The organism is Streptomyces sp. NPDC045021 (genome assembly GCF_056432645.1).
The window spans coordinates 31,049-45,354 of sequence record NZ_JBWKIQ010000023.1; the positions used below are offsets into that span (position 1 = coordinate 31,049).

The 14,306-nt window shown below is 68.4% G+C and carries 18 protein-coding genes; 5 read left to right on the top strand and 13 right to left on the bottom strand.

Annotated elements, in window-relative coordinates:
- Positions 1 to 91: 91 nt before the first annotated feature.
- Positions 92 to 280: a hypothetical protein gene (locus tag AC07DC_RS39660; RefSeq protein WP_478919708.1), complete on the bottom strand. Its 189-nt coding sequence runs from the start codon at positions 278 to 280 to the stop codon at positions 92 to 94.
- 214 nt (positions 281 to 494) lie between these two features.
- On the opposite strand from AC07DC_RS39660, the gene AC07DC_RS39665 reads away from it, so the two are divergent.
- Positions 495 to 1,757, top strand: coding sequence for a tetratricopeptide repeat protein (locus tag AC07DC_RS39665; protein WP_478919709.1), 1,263 nt, complete (start codon positions 495 to 497; stop codon positions 1,755 to 1,757).
- Positions 1,742 to 2,269 carry an N-acetyltransferase family protein gene (locus tag AC07DC_RS39670; protein ID WP_478919711.1) on the top strand — a complete coding sequence of 176 codons (528 nt, stop codon included), beginning with the start codon at positions 1,742 to 1,744 and terminating at the stop codon, positions 2,267 to 2,269. Before AC07DC_RS39665 ends, AC07DC_RS39670 begins: the two co-directional genes overlap by 16 nt.
- A 14-nt stretch (positions 2,270 to 2,283) precedes the next feature.
- Here the strand turns inward: AC07DC_RS39670 and AC07DC_RS39675 are convergent, their stop codons facing one another.
- A complete protein-coding gene (locus AC07DC_RS39675; RefSeq protein ID WP_478919713.1) occupies positions 2,284 to 2,406 on the bottom strand; it encodes a hypothetical protein in 123 nt (40 codons plus the stop codon).
- Between the two features lie 465 nt (positions 2,407 to 2,871).
- Positions 2,872 to 5,631 (bottom strand): NACHT domain-containing protein, encoded by a 2,760-nt coding sequence (locus AC07DC_RS39680; protein ID WP_478919714.1) that lies wholly within the window; start codon positions 5,629 to 5,631, stop codon positions 2,872 to 2,874.
- A 183-nt stretch (positions 5,632 to 5,814) separates the two neighbouring features.
- Here AC07DC_RS39680 and AC07DC_RS39685 point away from each other — a divergent pair, with 183 nt between their 5' ends.
- Complete coding sequence (locus AC07DC_RS39685) at positions 5,815 to 5,988, top strand: hypothetical protein (protein WP_478919716.1); 174 nt, start codon at positions 5,815 to 5,817, stop codon at positions 5,986 to 5,988.
- A gap of 259 nt (positions 5,989 to 6,247) precedes the next feature.
- Here AC07DC_RS39685 and AC07DC_RS39690 read toward each other — a convergent pair whose 3' ends face one another.
- Both AC07DC_RS39690 and AC07DC_RS39695 read right to left on the bottom strand, forming a co-directional pair.
- A complete protein-coding gene (locus tag AC07DC_RS39690; protein WP_478919718.1) occupies positions 6,248 to 6,403 on the bottom strand; it encodes a hypothetical protein in 156 nt (51 codons plus the stop codon).
- 39 nt (positions 6,404 to 6,442) lie between these two features.
- Positions 6,443 to 6,664 (bottom strand): hypothetical protein, encoded by a 222-nt coding sequence (locus tag AC07DC_RS39695; protein ID WP_478919720.1) that lies wholly within the window; start codon positions 6,662 to 6,664, stop codon positions 6,443 to 6,445.
- Positions 6,665 to 6,721: 57 nt separating this feature from the next.
- Between AC07DC_RS39695 and AC07DC_RS39700 the strand changes: the two genes are divergently transcribed.
- Complete coding sequence (locus AC07DC_RS39700) at positions 6,722 to 7,114, top strand: transposase (RefSeq protein WP_478919722.1); 393 nt, start codon at positions 6,722 to 6,724, stop codon at positions 7,112 to 7,114.
- A gap of 12 nt (positions 7,115 to 7,126) precedes the next feature.
- On the opposite strand, the gene AC07DC_RS39705 is transcribed toward AC07DC_RS39700, so the two are convergent.
- Positions 7,127 to 7,672 carry an AAA family ATPase gene (locus AC07DC_RS39705; RefSeq protein ID WP_478919724.1) on the bottom strand — a complete coding sequence of 182 codons (546 nt, stop codon included), beginning with the start codon at positions 7,670 to 7,672 and terminating at the stop codon, positions 7,127 to 7,129.
- Positions 7,673 to 8,007: 335 nt separating this feature from the next.
- Here AC07DC_RS39705 and AC07DC_RS39710 point away from each other — a divergent pair, with 335 nt between their 5' ends.
- On the top strand, positions 8,008 to 8,460 hold the full coding sequence (locus tag AC07DC_RS39710; protein WP_478919726.1) for a hypothetical protein: 453 nt from the start codon (positions 8,008 to 8,010) through the stop codon (positions 8,458 to 8,460).
- A 31-nt stretch (positions 8,461 to 8,491) separates the two neighbouring features.
- Here the strand turns inward: AC07DC_RS39710 and AC07DC_RS39715 are convergent, their stop codons facing one another.
- From AC07DC_RS39715 to AC07DC_RS39745, 7 genes are all read right to left on the bottom strand, one after another.
- Entirely contained in the window at positions 8,492 to 8,818 is a 327-nt protein-coding gene (locus AC07DC_RS39715; RefSeq protein ID WP_478919728.1) for a hypothetical protein, read from the bottom strand.
- Positions 8,819 to 8,828: 10 nt separating this feature from the next.
- Positions 8,829 to 9,251: a GntR family transcriptional regulator gene (locus AC07DC_RS39720; RefSeq protein ID WP_478919804.1), complete on the bottom strand. Its 423-nt coding sequence runs from the start codon at positions 9,249 to 9,251 to the stop codon at positions 8,829 to 8,831.
- Positions 9,252 to 9,270: 19 nt separating this feature from the next.
- Positions 9,271 to 12,657 carry a LysM peptidoglycan-binding domain-containing protein gene (locus tag AC07DC_RS39725; RefSeq protein ID WP_478919730.1) on the bottom strand — a complete coding sequence of 1,129 codons (3,387 nt, stop codon included), beginning with the start codon at positions 12,655 to 12,657 and terminating at the stop codon, positions 9,271 to 9,273.
- Between the two features lie 73 nt (positions 12,658 to 12,730).
- Entirely contained in the window at positions 12,731 to 13,189 is a 459-nt protein-coding gene (locus tag AC07DC_RS39730) for a TadE/TadG family type IV pilus assembly protein (protein ID WP_478919731.1), read from the bottom strand.
- Entirely contained in the window at positions 13,186 to 13,623 is a 438-nt protein-coding gene (locus AC07DC_RS39735) for a TadE/TadG family type IV pilus assembly protein (protein WP_478919733.1), read from the bottom strand. The genes AC07DC_RS39730 and AC07DC_RS39735 overlap by 4 nt, the downstream gene beginning before the upstream one ends.
- A gap of 11 nt (positions 13,624 to 13,634) precedes the next feature.
- Positions 13,635 to 14,093 carry a TadE/TadG family type IV pilus assembly protein gene (locus tag AC07DC_RS39740; protein WP_478919735.1) on the bottom strand — a complete coding sequence of 153 codons (459 nt, stop codon included), beginning with the start codon at positions 14,091 to 14,093 and terminating at the stop codon, positions 13,635 to 13,637.
- 13 nt (positions 14,094 to 14,106) lie between these two features.
- Entirely contained in the window at positions 14,107 to 14,301 is a 195-nt protein-coding gene (locus tag AC07DC_RS39745; protein ID WP_478919806.1) for a hypothetical protein, read from the bottom strand.
- Positions 14,302 to 14,306 lie beyond the last annotated feature (5 nt).

Below are 14,306 nucleotides of genomic sequence, written 5' to 3' on the forward strand. Positions count from 1 at the left end.
GCAGACCCGATTTGTTGAACTTCGCCGACCCGGTGAGTGGAGGTGTCCAGGACGAGAGCGTCTCGCTTGATCCAGTCCCACCCGGTCACACTCATTCGGCATCACCAGCCGATGGCTGCCCCTCGCCGATCTGGCTGGATCGGCGCTGGAACGCGTCCCAGCCACTGGCGGCAAGGCCGAGGATACGGCTGCTCAATTCTTGACGCGACGCGCGTTCGGGCGCGGGGCGGCTGGACAGGTTTGGTCGCGTCTGTGTGGTCTTGCTGTCGGCGCCGGTCATGATGTGCCTCCGTCGCAGTCGGGTACTTCGTGGGCCGCTCACCTGGAACGAACGTGAGCTGACGAGTCGGGCGGCCTGGAGTCCAGTCAACGGCGGCTCAGGCACTGGGAACCAGGCAGAAGGGGCTTGGGTCGCTCGTCACCAACCGGAAGATTTGACTTGTGTATTACCTGACCCTTGGCGCGATCGGTGACCAGAGAGCTACGGTCGGTTCATGGGGGGCAATGCGGTCCTGAGGCAACGAATGTGTGAACTGGCTCTGACACAGGCTGAGTTAGCGCTCCGCATGAATGCGGAGATTGAGCGGCTCACCGGAAGAATGGGCACGGTATCCGAGCGGACGATCCGCAACCTCACCTCCGGCGAGACCAAGTGGCCTCAAGCAAGGAACAGGTTCGCATTAGAGGCAGTATTTACTTGTCCGGCCGAGGAACTCGGCTTCGTCCCATCGGGCGCAACCCGCCCGTCAGCGCCACCGGAGCAGCCAGTGAGGCGCCGCACTTTCCTCACCTCGGCGACCGGCACCGCAACTGCCGCCGCCGTTCCCCTGCTGGCGGCTCGTCCGGCCGTCGGTGCCTCCGACGTTTTCCGTCTGCGGGCCGGCCTCGACGCGCTCATGGCCCTGGACGACCGCCAAGGCGGGCACAACGCCCTGGAGAACGCGGCCTTGGCCGGCGCCCAGCAGGCCATCGACCTCCAGCAACAGAGCGCTTCTCAACGGGTACGGCAGCGCTTGTTCAGTGTGGCCGCCGACTACACAGCGACCGCGGCATGGTCCTGTATCGACGCCCGGCGGCTCGATGAAGCCCAACGTCACCTCGACCGTGCGCTGACTCTGGCCGGCATGGCCCACGACAGCACCGCGCAACTGCGCGTGTGGAACTCGCTTGCCATGCTCGCTCACCAGCGACACCGGTTCTCTGACGCCGTGGCGGCAGCCCAAGCGGCGCAACGAACGGCCATCACCCGGCGCGATCCACTCTTCGGCTCCCTGGCTCACGCCCGGACCGCGATCGCGCATTCCAACCGGCACGACATGCAAGCGTCCTTGCGTTCCCTCGGGTACGCGCAAGAAGCGCTCGCCAAGGCTCCCCAGGCCGTACGTCCGAGCTGGGTCGCCTTCTACGGCCCAGCCGAGTTCCACGCGATCACCGCGATCGTCTATGACCGTCTGGGCAGGGCGGATGAGTCGGAGGGCGCCTCCCATCGAGCGCTGTCCACGATCCCCAGTCAGTTCCGCCGCAACCGGGCCCTAGCCACGACACGGCTCGCCCTGGCACAGCTCCACCAAGGCGACGTCGACCAAGCCTGTGCGACCGCTGGGAGCGTCTTCGACCTGATGTCCGACTCCGTCATCCCCGGGCGCATGCGAACGCTCCTGGGCGACTTCTACCGTGACCTGCTGACCCTGGCGCCGTCCGCCGTGGTGACGCAAGAGTGGGCGGACCGATTCCGCACCGAATGGAGCCGACCGTGATAGAGCTGCGTCACTACCACCACGAGGACCTTCCGACCTTGCGACAGGTCCTCCTTGACGTGCACGCGGACGCTTACGCCACGGAGATGGACGACCCGTTCGTCCAGCGGTTCCCCTGGTTCGTGGATCACTGGGGTGCAATGCCCGGCTTCTCGTGCGTCGTTGGCTACGAAGACGGTGAAACGGTGGGCTTCGCCTACGGCGCACCTGCCACGGCCGGACGAGAATGGTGGCAGGGACACCTCACGCCAGTCCCGGAACCGTCGGCGACATTCTCCGTTTCCGAACTGATGGTCCGACCGAAATGGCGCAAGACCGGATACGCCGAACAACTCCACGAAGGTCTGCTGGCGAACCGGCCCGAATCCCTCGCGGTGCTCCTGGTGGACACCGAGCACGCCAAGGTGCAACGACTCTACGAAGCATGGGAGTACGCGAAGGTGGGCGAACGGCAGCCGTTCGCCGATTCCCCGGTCTACGCGATCATGGTCCGTTCCCTGAACACGGCCTGATCCAACAAAACACATCAGGCACGGGCCAGCGTGCCGTCACCTGGGCAGGGCGCGGTCAAGTCGATGGTCAGCGTGCCGGGGTACGCCTTCGAGCCCTCCCCGCCGGCCCAATCGCCGGAGAAACTGGCAGAGTTCATCCCCAAGAACACCGAGCGGCTGAGTGGCGCGCCGGCTACGACAACCACATCACCAACTCGCACTATCCGGGCACGTTCCACCTAGCCCCTGCGACGGACTGGGTGTATTTCGACACGATCAATCCCGAGATCGTGGACGGCTCGCACCCACAGTAGTGTGAAAAGGCGCCTACGCCTGATGTGCGCTGCGGGAGACCCAAGACCCACGGAGCGGGGGCCTGCGAATGCGCGCTGACCCTCATACACCGAATGCCCAGGGGTGGGGTGGTCAGGTGCGGGGGCGGGGTGAGCGGGTGATGGCGCCGTCGGGGAAGAGTTCGACGCCGGTGACTTCCGCCTGCCCGGTGATGCGGATGTGGAGGTTCGCCATGTCGCGCAGCGAGGTCAGGTCCAGCCGGGCTCCGGCGGGTGCGCCGAGAGTGAGGATTTCGAGATGAGGAAAGACTTCTCGAATATGTCGAAGCCCTATTGTCTCGCTGAGGTATGCGCAATCGAAAATGTGGAGATAGGCAATGCTGGGAAGGGGGGGAATTTTTGGGGAAGTGCCATAAGGGTCTCGCTTGGGAAAGACAAATTCTTTAGTGATGGTAGTTCTGCTAGCTCTGCGATTCCTTCGAACTTGCCTCCCAAAGCCAATGAGGTAAGTCGCGGCCATCGGCTGATGCCGTGGAGCGTGAGGCTCGTGGTGGGCCCGAGGTAGAGGTGGATCAAATCGGCCTGGACGGGAAGCGTGGCGAGGTCTGGGTGCGGGACACTTGTGCTCAGATTTAGGCGCAGAAGATTTTTGAGATTTCGGAGGTCATATGCGGGGACGGGGCTGTGCAGAGCTGCGTAGAGGCCGAGTGTGGTGACGGCCGAGGTGGTGAGTGGTTCGAGGTCTGCAATGTTGGGGCAGCCGGTGAGAAGGAGCTCTGTCAGTCCGGTGTATGCGCGCAGGAATTCCAGGTTCTGCAATGTGGAATTATCATGAATGTTCAGTGATGTGAGCAGCTTTGGATCGAGGGTGTCGGCGATGTCTTTGCAGGTGAAGTTCCCGTCAAGGATAATATATGGCGGCGTTTTCATCTGTTGGAGTGCGTTGAGCTTTTGTCGAGAGTTCACGTTCAGCAGGGGTAGTTCGGGGATGTGGTGGAGGATTTCGCGGGCGTAGTCGTCGGTGTCGAAGGTGTCCCAGGCGTCTTGGAGTTCCCATGGCACCTCGCCTTGGGTGCAGGTGCGGAATTTTTTGAGGACGGTGAGAGCGGCGTCGCCGCCGATGAGGGCGGCGGTACGGACTACTGCTTCGGCTTCGTCGTCCTCCAGCCCGGTGGGCCCGGGGAGGAGGTCGAGGATGACGGGGCCGATCGCGGCGAGGGTCTCTGCCTCGGCGCGGCTGCGTGGAGGCAGGAGCGATGTGGTGCGGTCCTGTACTTCTTGTCGGATGTGTGGGTCGAGTTCGGTGGCGCTGTCCAGGCACGCGGTGGCGAGCAGGTGGAGGCGGGTGCGGCGTTTGGGGGTGCGGTCTCCGCGGGTGATCAGGCGGCGTAGCAGGTCGGCGCTTTCATGGGGGCGGGCGTGGCCGACGGCCATGCGCACGACGTCTTCCCATTGGTCGTCGTGGGCGCGGCGTACGAGCAGGGGGATGTCGCGGTTGTCGATGGCGGCTTTGGCGCCGAGGAAGTCCTGGAAGGTGCGGTGGACAAAGTCGATGGTGTCGGCGGTCGGTGCGCGTAACAGGCCGCTGCGTGCCACCAGATGGGCCAGGACGTCGGCGGCACTGCCTTGGGCGCTGACGGTGGGCATGGCGGGCAGGGTGTCGCCGATGAGGGATAAGGCAGTGTCGTAGACCATCTCGGTCTGCCCGTTGAGGATGAGCCAGTAGGCCAGGCGTTGCAGGAGCTGGATGCTCTGGTGTTCGGTGGGCACGATGCCCTCGGGTGCGTCGATGTCGCGTTCCCGGTCCCTGCGCACGAGTAGCATCCCCAGCGCTGCCTCATACAGCTCCATCCGCCCCTGGGGCAGGTGGCCGCGCCGGTCACGGTGCAGTGCGCACACCAGCGCACATAGCAGCGGGGTCGTGGTCAGCTGGGCCAGGTCCCGTTGCGCGCGGACGGTGTCCTTGAGGGTGTCTTCCAACCCGGCCAGGTGGGCGCGTTCTTGGTCCATGTTGGTGCTGCCTGTCGCGGCGGTGTGCCAGCGGGTGATGAAGACCGCCACGTCCCGGGCGCTCATCGGCCTAACGGTCAGCTCGGTGAATCCGCAGTCCGCCAGCCACCCTTCGGGTACGGCGGACGGACGCGTCGTCGCGACCAAGGACACCTGCGGATAGGCGGCCAGCAGGTCGCGTAGCCACTCGCGAGTCTGGGACCGCTGCGCTTGGGGCACTTCGTCCAGGCCATCAATGAGCAGCAGCCCGCGCCCCGCTTGCAGGACCCGGTCGGCCCAACCGGCGGGTTGGGCGGCGTAGAAAGGGCAGCCGACCGCGGTGAGGAATTCCTGCGGGGCAGGCAACCGTGCGTGGCGGACGAGGGTCCGCAGCGGCAGGACGAAGGGAAGCCGCCCGCGCAGGTGAAGTAATTCCGGTGGCAGGCTCCCACTGGCGGCGCCGACGGCCAGCCACTGCAGCAACGTGGTCTTGCCGCTGCCCGCCAGCCCCCGCACCAACGTGCGCTGCAGCGAGGCCAGCGCCTGCTCGGCGCGCTCCACGCGTGCACCACCCGGATCGACAGCCGTCTTTAGGGGACGGTGGGAGGCGAGCTCCAGGCTGAGGTAGGCGGCGTCCAGCGACCAGCAGGACAACCCGGGCCGGGACAAGTCGAGCCCGATCACGGACAACTGGCCGTGCCGCTCTGCCACGTACTGTCGGTAGCGAGCCTCGAACGCCACGCCCGGACTGGCGGACTTCCCGGTCCTGACGCTTGCGCGCTGGCCCCGGTTGGCGTTGCGTTCGCGTTGTGCGGCGACCCGCAGGCTTTCGAACCCTTCGGGCGCGTTGACCTGCTGCCTGCGCTGGCGGGCCTTGGCATGCAGGTAAGTGGTCAGGAACCGGATGGCCGGGCCGGGGCTGGGGACAGCGATCCCTGAGAGCCAGTCGCTGACCGTCTGGCCTTTCAGCGTCACCGGCGGTTTCTGGGCGAGCCCTTGGCGGCGGAGCGTGGCGTATGTCGGGGCGCTGGCTTTGTCGTACAGGTCGCGCAGGGCTGCGGCGTACACGGTCGTGGCGCTGCCGTCGGTCGTGTCGTCCATGTCCGCCCCCGGGGTCCGGATCCGGACCGGAGAGCTCCGGAATATCCGGCCTGGATGCAGTGACCAGCGTAGACCGCTGTGGGCGGGTGGGTGGTTGATCGCCGGATTGCCTCCGGAGCAGATGGCTGGGGCGGGTCACGAGCTGCCGCACCGGCGGTCGGGCGCTACCGGAAGGCATCCGCCATGGACACCCTCACCCTCGCTACCAACGGCGCGATCACCGTCGGGGCGGCCGGCGCGCTGTACGCGTTCACCGTCACCTCGGTGGCGCTGACCTCGATCGCGGCCCGCAGCCCCGAGCGCCGCCGCGACGCCCGCGCCACGTTGAACATCCTGCTCCGTCGCCGCGCCCGCTGACCGCCGGGCGACAGAACGCCTGAGCGTCGCAACGGCTCCGGCGCGCCGAGGGTCCCGAGACCTGTGCAGGACTCGGGACCCCGGCACTTGAGTGGGGTGGGCGGCGTGAGCTTAGCCCAGCCCGATGGGATGAAGGCAGCGACTATGCCGCAGCGTTCCGGTCGTTGTGCGGGTCAGGTGGCCGCTGCTGCAGCCGCGCCCAGCGGCGGGTGGGTCGGGGGATTGGTTCGGTCAGGTCCGTGGGTCGGTGGGGGAGGGGTTAGCCGGTTTTGATGGCGGTGTCGTGCCAGTTGTTGAGGTCGTGCGTGGGGTTGCTGGTGGTGGTGTGTTGGAGGCGGAAGGCGATGGCGCGGACGTATGCGGGGGCCAGGACCACGATGGCGGTTACTTCGAGCACTCCGGGCGTGATGGGCATGGTGCGGTGTCGGCGGATGGTGGGGCGGTGGAGGCGGGCTCAGTAGGGCCGGGCGGGGTTGGCGGTCATCTGGTGCCACAGGTGGTCGTACGTCGGGGGGTCGAGGTATCCGGCGAGGCAGGTGATGGGCCGGGTGGCGGTCAGGACGGATACGAGCCGGTCGGTGAACCACACGGGCGGCGGGACGGTGCGGCCGGTGGCCGGCCGTCGCTGGTCGCGTCGGGACGGGGGAGCGGTGGGTGCGTGGGGTGTGCGGGGCATGACGGGTCCTCCGGGCGGCGCTTGGGGTGACGTCTGGCCGGGGGCCGGTGCCGCGCCATGGGGTGCGGCGCCGGCGGGAGGGGGTCAGTCCTCGTCGGGCTGCAGGGTCGTCACGGCGGTGACATCACGCGGCCATCGGAGTTCTACCTGCTGGCGCTCCTCTCGCTACGGCGGGAACGCAGACGGGCGCAGCCATCTGCGCCGACGCGGAATCCACGCAGTCATTCCTCAGCCCTCAGACCAGGTCGGTCACCGTCTGAGGCGAGGCGCCGCGCCGGCGGTCGCCCACCGGCGTTCGATGCCGAGGTGTACAAGGAGCGCAACACGGTCGAGCGATGCATCAACCGGCTCAAACAGTGGCGCGGCCTGGCCTTGCGAACAGACAAGCTCGCCATCGTTTACCAGGCCGCGCTCCACCTCGCTGCCATCTTCATCTGGGCCCGACATTGAGCGGCGAGGAACCTACCCGGAGACGCTCGGCAGCCAGCCGGTGGCGCTCGCCACGTCGCGCGCTATGTCGACCACGGCACGTCCGTCGGTCGCCACTCGCACCGTGTCCAGGGGCATCTGCTCATCCAGAATCCGCGCTTTGCGGGCACTGCCCTCCAACTCATGCTCCAGCTCCGACCCCAGTTCCCGACCAGTCAGCCGCTCACGAGCGGTGGCATCGGACGCGGTGAGCACCACCCGGATGATCCTGACCTTCGCACCCATGGCGCGCCGGAACATGCCTTCATTCTCAGCCAGAACGCTCACCGTGTGCGTGTAGATCAAACGGCGATACCCGAGCTCGGCATAGTTCGACCAGAGCGCCGTCAGGTTGCGCTCGGCGATCTTCCTGCGGCGCGGGTCCCCCTCCGGAGCGGGATGGGCCTGCCCCATGAAGTCACCTTCGATCACACAGTGAGCAACCATCTCAGCACGCAGATGTGCTGAGACCTCCCATCCCACCGTCGTCTTGCCGACGCCGGCGCGCCCTCCGATGAGCAATACCTCAGCTTGATCCATAACCGCAGCCTGCCACCAAGCAGTTGAACCGCGCGAACCAAATGTGCCCGGATCAGGGAGACAGGCTCTAGGCCGGCGGCGCGCAACATGTCCCCGATGGCCCTGTGGCCGGGGAAGCCATGGCGTCGTCCGTTTTGTGCGCGTGCGCGGTGAGGATTGAGTGCGGAGTGGGCCGGGCTGTCGGTGCCCGCGGTTGCGCTCGACCGAGCCGCATATTCAGCTGATGCCTTTGCTCGTGGGCTGGAAAGCGCACTTCGGCCCCGGGTTGCGTGGAAGGGTGATGATCGGGCACCCGTTCGGGTGCTGCCAGTTGTCGCTGTCGTCGGAGGACAGGTATGCCGCCCGCTGCCCTGTGTATCGCACTGGATGCCACGGTTTCGGAGATCGCTCTGCCCGAGGAGTACACCGCGCAGCGCCAAGTGCTGAGTGATTTGGTGGGTGGCACTGTGGATGCGGCGGTGTTCCACCGGCGGGCCTACCTTCACGTTCACGGTGAAGGCGCGATCCTCACGGCGCCGTTGAACGTGGCCGCCTGGGCGCTGGCCAGCGGATGGCGGGATACGGAGATCCCGTACGGTCTGCACGGCATCGCCGTCGTCACCGGCCCTGACGGTGCGGACGGTGCATCGCAGGATCTGGACGCCGACATGGCCGTACAGATCAAGGCAGTCTGTTCGGCAGTGCGTGACGTGCTCGTCGAATGGCAGACCCGGCCGCCGGCAGGAGAGCAGGCCGCGCGGGCGGAGGTACTGGCCGCCGCGCACCACCACCTCGCCGCCGCACACTAGACACCCGAGCAGGGCCGGGACCTCGGGCGGACTACGCTGCGCCCGTGCCGGCGGCAGCTTGTCTGAGCTCTTTCCAGTCCCCGGAGCTGAGGGTGGCTGCGTGGTCGGGGTGCTCCCACAGGGCGTTCAACGCGGCCAATCGGGCTGTCCGTAGCCGCTCCAGCTCCTCGACCTGCTCCTGTGGCCAGGCAGTTCTCAGTGCCGCTTGCTCCGAGGACCAGCCGGAGGGCGGATCGGGGAACTCCAGACGTCGGGCGGCCTCGATGTCCGCGACGTACGTGGCAACCGCCGTGTCGGCATCCTTAAAAGCCGTCTGGAGTGTGATCAGGTCAGCGGGCAACGCGCGGTTTTCGGCCATGCGCGCAGGCTCATCGGCCCCACTGACACTCAGCGGAAGGCCGCCCCCGGGACGGCGACGGCCTACGCGTCACCGCTTTCGGCACGTCCAGTTCCGACACCCGCTGCTCCAGTGCCTCGACCTTCTGGCTCATCAGCATCAGCAGCTCTCGCAGCCCGCGCACGGCGTCTGGCAAGGACTCCTGCGCCTGCGTGCCCGTCAGCTGGCCGCCGGCGTGGGTGACGTAGCTGCCGCGGCCCTGAATGGTGTAGATCAGGCCTTCGTCGCGCAGGACCCGCAGCGCGCTGCGGGCCGTCATGTTGGCCACGCCGTACTGCCCCTCCAATGATCTGTAGGACGGCAGTCGTGCACCTGGTTTGAGGCAGCCACCCTGGATCTGGTGGCGGAGCGTCGGCGATCTGCCGGTAGGGCGGGTGTTGATGGTTGGTCCCAGTCATGTTGGGGCTCCCGAGTCAGGCCTGTTCGGTGTGGGCTGTTCCGGGATGGTCGGTGGTCAGGAGTGTGATGGTCTGTTCGGTGAGGGTTTGCAGGCTGATGTTGTGTGCGTGGGCCATGTGTTCGCAGTGGGTGATGGCCTGGTGGAGGGCCGGGATGTCGTCCGCGGCGAACAGGATGTGGAACAGGTCGCGATGCAGGACCTCCGCGGTCTCATCCACGGACAGGCCGCGCAGGGCGGCGTGGCGTGCGGCATCAAGATCGGGCACGTCGCCCTCAGCGTGCAGGGTCGCCAGGTGGTGGGCGACGTCGACGATCCGGGAGATCATGTCGTGCTGCAGCCCTCCTGCCCAGGGGTAGTCCCCGTCGAAGGGGGTGCCGCGGACCAGGGCCAGGGCGTCTTCCAGGGGGCCGGTCCCGTTGGGTCCGGCGGCAAGGCCCTGGGCGGCCAACCGTTCGAATTGGTGCAGGTCGCATCGCACTCCGGGGGCGAGTGTGTACCCGTCTGCTGTGAGCCGGGGGAGGTAGGGGTCGCCTGCTGGGGTGGAGCCGAGTTTGCCCCGCAGTGCGGTGATCCTGGATTGCACGGTGGTGGGGGACCACGGCTTGTGCGGGCTCATCGCTTCGCCCAGGGCGCTGGGGTTCTTGCCCGGCCGCAGGTGGATCAGCGCGGCCAGTGCGGCCAGCTTCGGGTCGTGGCCGGTGGAGCCCAAGCCCGTGACCTCGATCGGCCCCAGTACCCGGATGTACGGACCGTTCGGATCAACCGGCTCATCAGTTACATCCGCTGATTCGCTGGAAGCGGCGGCCGCGGGCACTTTGGGCGCTGGGCCGACCGAGCCGCCTGCGGGCGGGATGCGGGGTTCGAGGTTGCCCGTGGGCGTCGCGGGTGCGCTGTCGGGCGAGGGTGGGGGGAGCAGGGTGATGGGGGCGGGCTCGGCGGCTGCGCGCAGGGCGGGGAAGGGTGTGCCCGGATCTGGTGAGGAGGTCGGTGCTCGGTTGGTGCCGAGGGGCTGGAGGAGCACGGGTGTGGGTGCCAGGCGGGGGTCGGTGGCAACCCGGCTGTGGTCGGCGGCCAGTTGCCACGCCCCCGTTGCGGGCTGCGCGGGCTGCGCTGCGACGCCGAGGGTGTTGACGTAGCTGCGGTAGGCGTCGTCACTGATGCGCTGCACCGTGAGCGGTGTGTCGGCGAGGTGCGTCAGGGTGACTTCGGCAGCCGGTGCGCAGGGCAGGATGTCGGCGTCGGGGAACGCCTGCCGGGTGCTGTCGCTGGCGGGCAGGACCGCTACGACGGGCAGGTGAGCGGCGGTGGCCAGGGTGTCGGCCAGCTCCCAGGCCTGGGCGGTGTCCAGGGCGGTGGCGCAGATCAGGACCCAGGGCAGCGGGTCGGGTTCCGGGGCGTCGGGGTCGGTGCGCTGCTGGTGAACCTCTACCAGCATTCCGCCCAGATCGGTGACGGCGGAGGCCAGGTGCGGCATCACGCGCAGCCGTCCCTGCGGCAGGAGTTGCGCCAGCCGGCCGCCCAACCCCAGGGTCAGAATGTCCAGGTGGTCCGACCAGCCGTTACTGGTCACCTCCAAGGCCATGGCCCGGGCGACGGCCAGCACGTCGTCCTCGGGTCCGTCCAAGAGCAGGACACGGGAGTGCAGGAGGTTGGTGAGGACCAGGTGCCCGTCGGTGGTGGTGCCCAGTGTCGCCAGCGTCGGATACGGGGCCGGCACCTCCCGCGCCACATCAGGATCCAGAAGGGGAGCCCTGCTGCTCAGGACCCACTGCCCGTCCCGCTCGCCGGCCGCGAACGGGGTCATCGGTGCGAGCGCGGGATCCTCGACCACGAGCGTGATGGTCTTGCTGGTGACCCGCGCCCTGCGGACCACGGGGAGTTCCAACCCGGCGGCCGCGGCGTGATGGGCCAAAGTCCGCAACGCCCGGTCGAGGAGGGAGACCGTGGTCGGTTCCGCGCTGGCGTGAAGGGACTGCTCCCATGGCGTGGGTTCGCCTTCGATGGAGATGGTCTGCCCGGCCTTGCGGGCGCGTTGCTGCAGGATCCGCCGCAGGCCGAGGCCGCCGATGAGGCCGGCGGCCAACAGTGCGAGCACGCCGCCCGCCATGACAACGGTGCGGTCGGTGCTGTCGTCACCACGGGTAGCCGGACCCGGCACCACGGCCGGTGTCGTAGATCGCGGGGGTGCAGAGGGCACGGCGGCGCTCCCGGAGGCAGGGGGCGCGGAGGTTCCGCTGCTGGTGGGGTGGGGTGTGGTGGTGGCCGGTGCGGAGCTCGGCGCCGGAGCCTGGGTGGGGGCGGCAGGCGCCGCGGCGGAGGGTGTCACCGTCGGGTGCGCGCTCTGACGTGGCGCGGTGGTAGCGGGGGAGGCCGGGTTGGCGGAGGGCTCCGCGTGGCTTGGAGGAGTGGTCGTGTGCTGACCTGGCACCGTGTGGGGGTCTGAGGGGCGGGGTGCCGGTGGTTTGGTGTGTGGGGGAGCGGGGAGGTCGAGGTGCTGCCCGGGGTAGATCAGATCCGGATCGGTGAAATGATGCCCGCCCGGTTGGGCCTCGCCCTGATTCAGCGCGAAGATTTCCGGATACCTTCGCTCGTCCCCCAACCGTTTCGCGGCGATCTCGGACAGGTTGTCGCCGGCAACGACCGTGTAGTTCGCGCGGTGTGCCCCGCCCATCGGTTGTGTCTGGTGTCCACTCGCCGGCCGGGTGTTGTCCGGAGCGCCGTGGTGGGTCGTGGGAGGCGCGGGTTTCGCGTCGGCGGGCAGGTGCAGGGTCCAGCCGGGCTGGATGGGGGCGTCGGCGCGGAAGATGGTGCCGTCGGTCATGGTGCGGCCGGTGTTCAGGCGGGCGATGTCCTCCCACCGGTTGCCGTCACCGAGGCGTGCTGCGCCGATCGACCACAAGCTCTCCGCCGGCCGGGCATCGAGGACGGTGTGGGTGACGGTGCCGGTCTCGCGCGCGCTGTGCGGAGCGTCGGCTAGTGCGGTCGTGGCGCCGGCGCGGCCGCCGGCCGGCGCGCCCGTGGGGGTGGTGGTGACGGCATGTGCGGGGGCGGCGGAGGCGAGGGCTGCGGTGCCGGTGGGCAGGGCGATGAGGATCGCCCCGACCAGGGTGGCGGCGGCCCGCTGGCCGATCAGGAGCCGAACCCGTGGTGCGCGGTGGCCCCGCAGTTGGGCTGGGATCTCCACCAGGACGGAGAGGGTGAACAACGCCCAGCCGATCCAGCCGGCCACGGCCAGGGCCAGGAGGAAGACCTGACCTGAGTCCTGCGTCGTCAACAAACTGCCCAACGCCTGCAGGCCCGGTTCGGCGACGATCGCGGTGCCCCACCACAGCAGCACCGGCAGCCCGGCCAGCAGCACGACCAGGAGGACCAGACTGGTCAGGGCGCGCACCCCAGCCATGAGGAAATTCCGGGGCCGCCGCGGTGCTGAACGTCGGTGCGGTCCGGCGGCCGTATAGGGCGGGTGGGGCATGTCAGGGCCCTTCTGGCTGGGTCATACCGTGCAGGAGTGTCGCGTGACCGTGGCCGGTCACGGTCATGGAGCCGATCCCGACTGCGGGCAAGAATTTGGTGGTGTAGGTGCCGGTGACGGTCACCGTCAGCTGGGTCCTGTCAGGGGAGATCGCGGCGGTGCCGGATGCGCCGGCGTGCTGCAGGTAGGCGTAGGCGGCGGCTTGGGCGGCTTCGGGATCGACGCGAAGGGCGGTGCCGGGGATCGCCTGGGTGGGGTCGATGGCCTGGCCGCCGGCCCGGGCGGCCTCGATGGCGATCGCGTCGGCGCGTTCGGTCGCGCGGAGTTTCCCGCCGCCGTCCACGACCAGACCGATGATGCCCAGCAACACCACCGTGCAGATGGCCACGAACACCGCGATGCCACCGTCGTCACGCCGCAGTCGGGCCAACAGGTGCTCGCCGTACGAGGGGTTCGTCATGTCTGCCTCTCCCGGTAGGCGTCCACGATCGAGGTGAAGGTGCTGCTCAATGTCTTGGCGCCGGGGACCGGGAGGAGCAGGTCGGTGAGGTCGACGGTGCAGGTGATGGTGACGGTGATCGTCCCGACCTGCCCGACCGGCACGCTCAACCCGCCCACATCGACCGCGACGTCCCTCGATGCGCAGGCCAGCCCCTGATCGTCCAAGGACTCCACGGCCGCGGTTTCCGCTGCGGTCTTCGCGGCGGCGTAGGTCCGCTCGATCGACGCTGCCCGCGCGGCGTCCTCCGCGGCGGCGTCGATTTTGCTCCCGGATGTGACGAGCCGTCCGGCGCCGATGGCCAGGCACAGGAACATGATCAGCAGCGGGGTGACGATCGCGGCCTGAATCGCCTCGCTGCCCCGATCCGAACCCGTACGTGCACCCAGGCGCATGAGGTGTCGCATTAGGGGCCTGCCGGGGTGGTGAAGCGCTCGCGGGCACCCGAGGCCGATTGGGAGACGTGCAGGTCGCCGATGCCGGGCAGCATCGAGGGACACGTCCCCGACACCGTGATCCGCATCCGCACGGCGCTGCTCCCGGCGGTCGAGACGTCGGCTGCGCGCAGCGAGTCGCCCGCGATGCGCTCCAGGGTTTCGCGGCTGCGGGCGGCTCCGTCGGCGGGTGTTGCCTGGTAGGAGCGGCCGGCGGCGACGCCTTCGCGGGCGGCGGTCAGGGCGATGTTGCGGGCGAAGTACCACATGGACACCTGCAGGACCGCGATGGTGCCCAGGATGACGAACGGGAACACGATCGCCATCTGGATGCTCGAGTCTCCCCGGTCTCCTCGGGCGTGCTTGCGCAGCGAGCCGGCCCATAAGCGCAGCCGCAGTCCCCGCAACGTGGTCTTCCTCCCCGTCGTCATGTGATGTCGGCCGTCAGATGCCGCTGAGCTTGCCGTTGTATTTGGTGATGATCACCGCGATGGTGCCGGCGATGAGGAGGGCGCCGGTGACGGCGGCGACCCAGATGATCACGGTCGTAATGGAGATGTCCCCGCGGTCCCCACGCGCCTCGGCCTCGGCAACGGCTTCACGGGCTCGCTGCGCCCAGAGGGTCAGGTAGGCGGCCATCGCAT

Bases quoted from the DNA above. Each gene is read 5' to 3' on its own strand.
- AC07DC_RS39660 (WP_478919708.1), bottom strand. From the start codon at position 280: ATGACCGGCGCCGACAGCAAGACCACACAGACGCGACCAAACCTGTCC.
- AC07DC_RS39665 (WP_478919709.1), top strand. From the start codon at position 495: ATGGGGGGCAATGCGGTCCTGAGGCAACGAATGTGTGAACTGGCTCTG.
- AC07DC_RS39670 (WP_478919711.1), top strand. From the start codon at position 1,742: ATGGAGCCGACCGTGATAGAGCTGCGTCACTACCACCACGAGGACCTT.
- AC07DC_RS39675 (WP_478919713.1), bottom strand. From the start codon at position 2,406: ATGAACTCTGCCAGTTTCTCCGGCGATTGGGCCGGCGGGGAGGGCTCG.
- AC07DC_RS39680 (WP_478919714.1), bottom strand. From the start codon at position 5,631: ATGGACGACACGACCGACGGCAGCGCCACGACCGTGTACGCCGCAGCC.
- AC07DC_RS39685 (WP_478919716.1), top strand. From the start codon at position 5,815: ATGGACACCCTCACCCTCGCTACCAACGGCGCGATCACCGTCGGGGCG.
- AC07DC_RS39690 (WP_478919718.1), bottom strand. From the start codon at position 6,403: ATGCCCATCACGCCCGGAGTGCTCGAAGTAACCGCCATCGTGGTCCTG.
- AC07DC_RS39695 (WP_478919720.1), bottom strand. From the start codon at position 6,664: ATGCCCCGCACACCCCACGCACCCACCGCTCCCCCGTCCCGACGCGAC.
- AC07DC_RS39700 (WP_478919722.1), top strand. From the start codon at position 6,722: ATGGGGTGCGGCGCCGGCGGGAGGGGGTCAGTCCTCGTCGGGCTGCAG.
- AC07DC_RS39705 (WP_478919724.1), bottom strand. From the start codon at position 7,672: ATGGATCAAGCTGAGGTATTGCTCATCGGAGGGCGCGCCGGCGTCGGC.
- AC07DC_RS39710 (WP_478919726.1), top strand. From the start codon at position 8,008: ATGCCGCCCGCTGCCCTGTGTATCGCACTGGATGCCACGGTTTCGGAG.
- AC07DC_RS39715 (WP_478919728.1), bottom strand. From the start codon at position 8,818: ATGGCCGAAAACCGCGCGTTGCCCGCTGACCTGATCACACTCCAGACG.
- AC07DC_RS39725 (WP_478919730.1), bottom strand. From the start codon at position 12,657: ATGGCTGGGGTGCGCGCCCTGACCAGTCTGGTCCTCCTGGTCGTGCTG.
- AC07DC_RS39730 (WP_478919731.1), bottom strand. From the start codon at position 13,189: ATGACGAACCCCTCGTACGGCGAGCACCTGTTGGCCCGACTGCGGCGT.
- AC07DC_RS39735 (WP_478919733.1), bottom strand. From the start codon at position 13,623: ATGCGCCTGGGTGCACGTACGGGTTCGGATCGGGGCAGCGAGGCGATT.
- AC07DC_RS39740 (WP_478919735.1), bottom strand. From the start codon at position 14,093: ATGACGACGGGGAGGAAGACCACGTTGCGGGGACTGCGGCTGCGCTTA.
- AC07DC_RS39745 (WP_478919806.1), bottom strand. From the start codon at position 14,301: ATGGCCGCCTACCTGACCCTCTGGGCGCAGCGAGCCCGTGAAGCCGTT.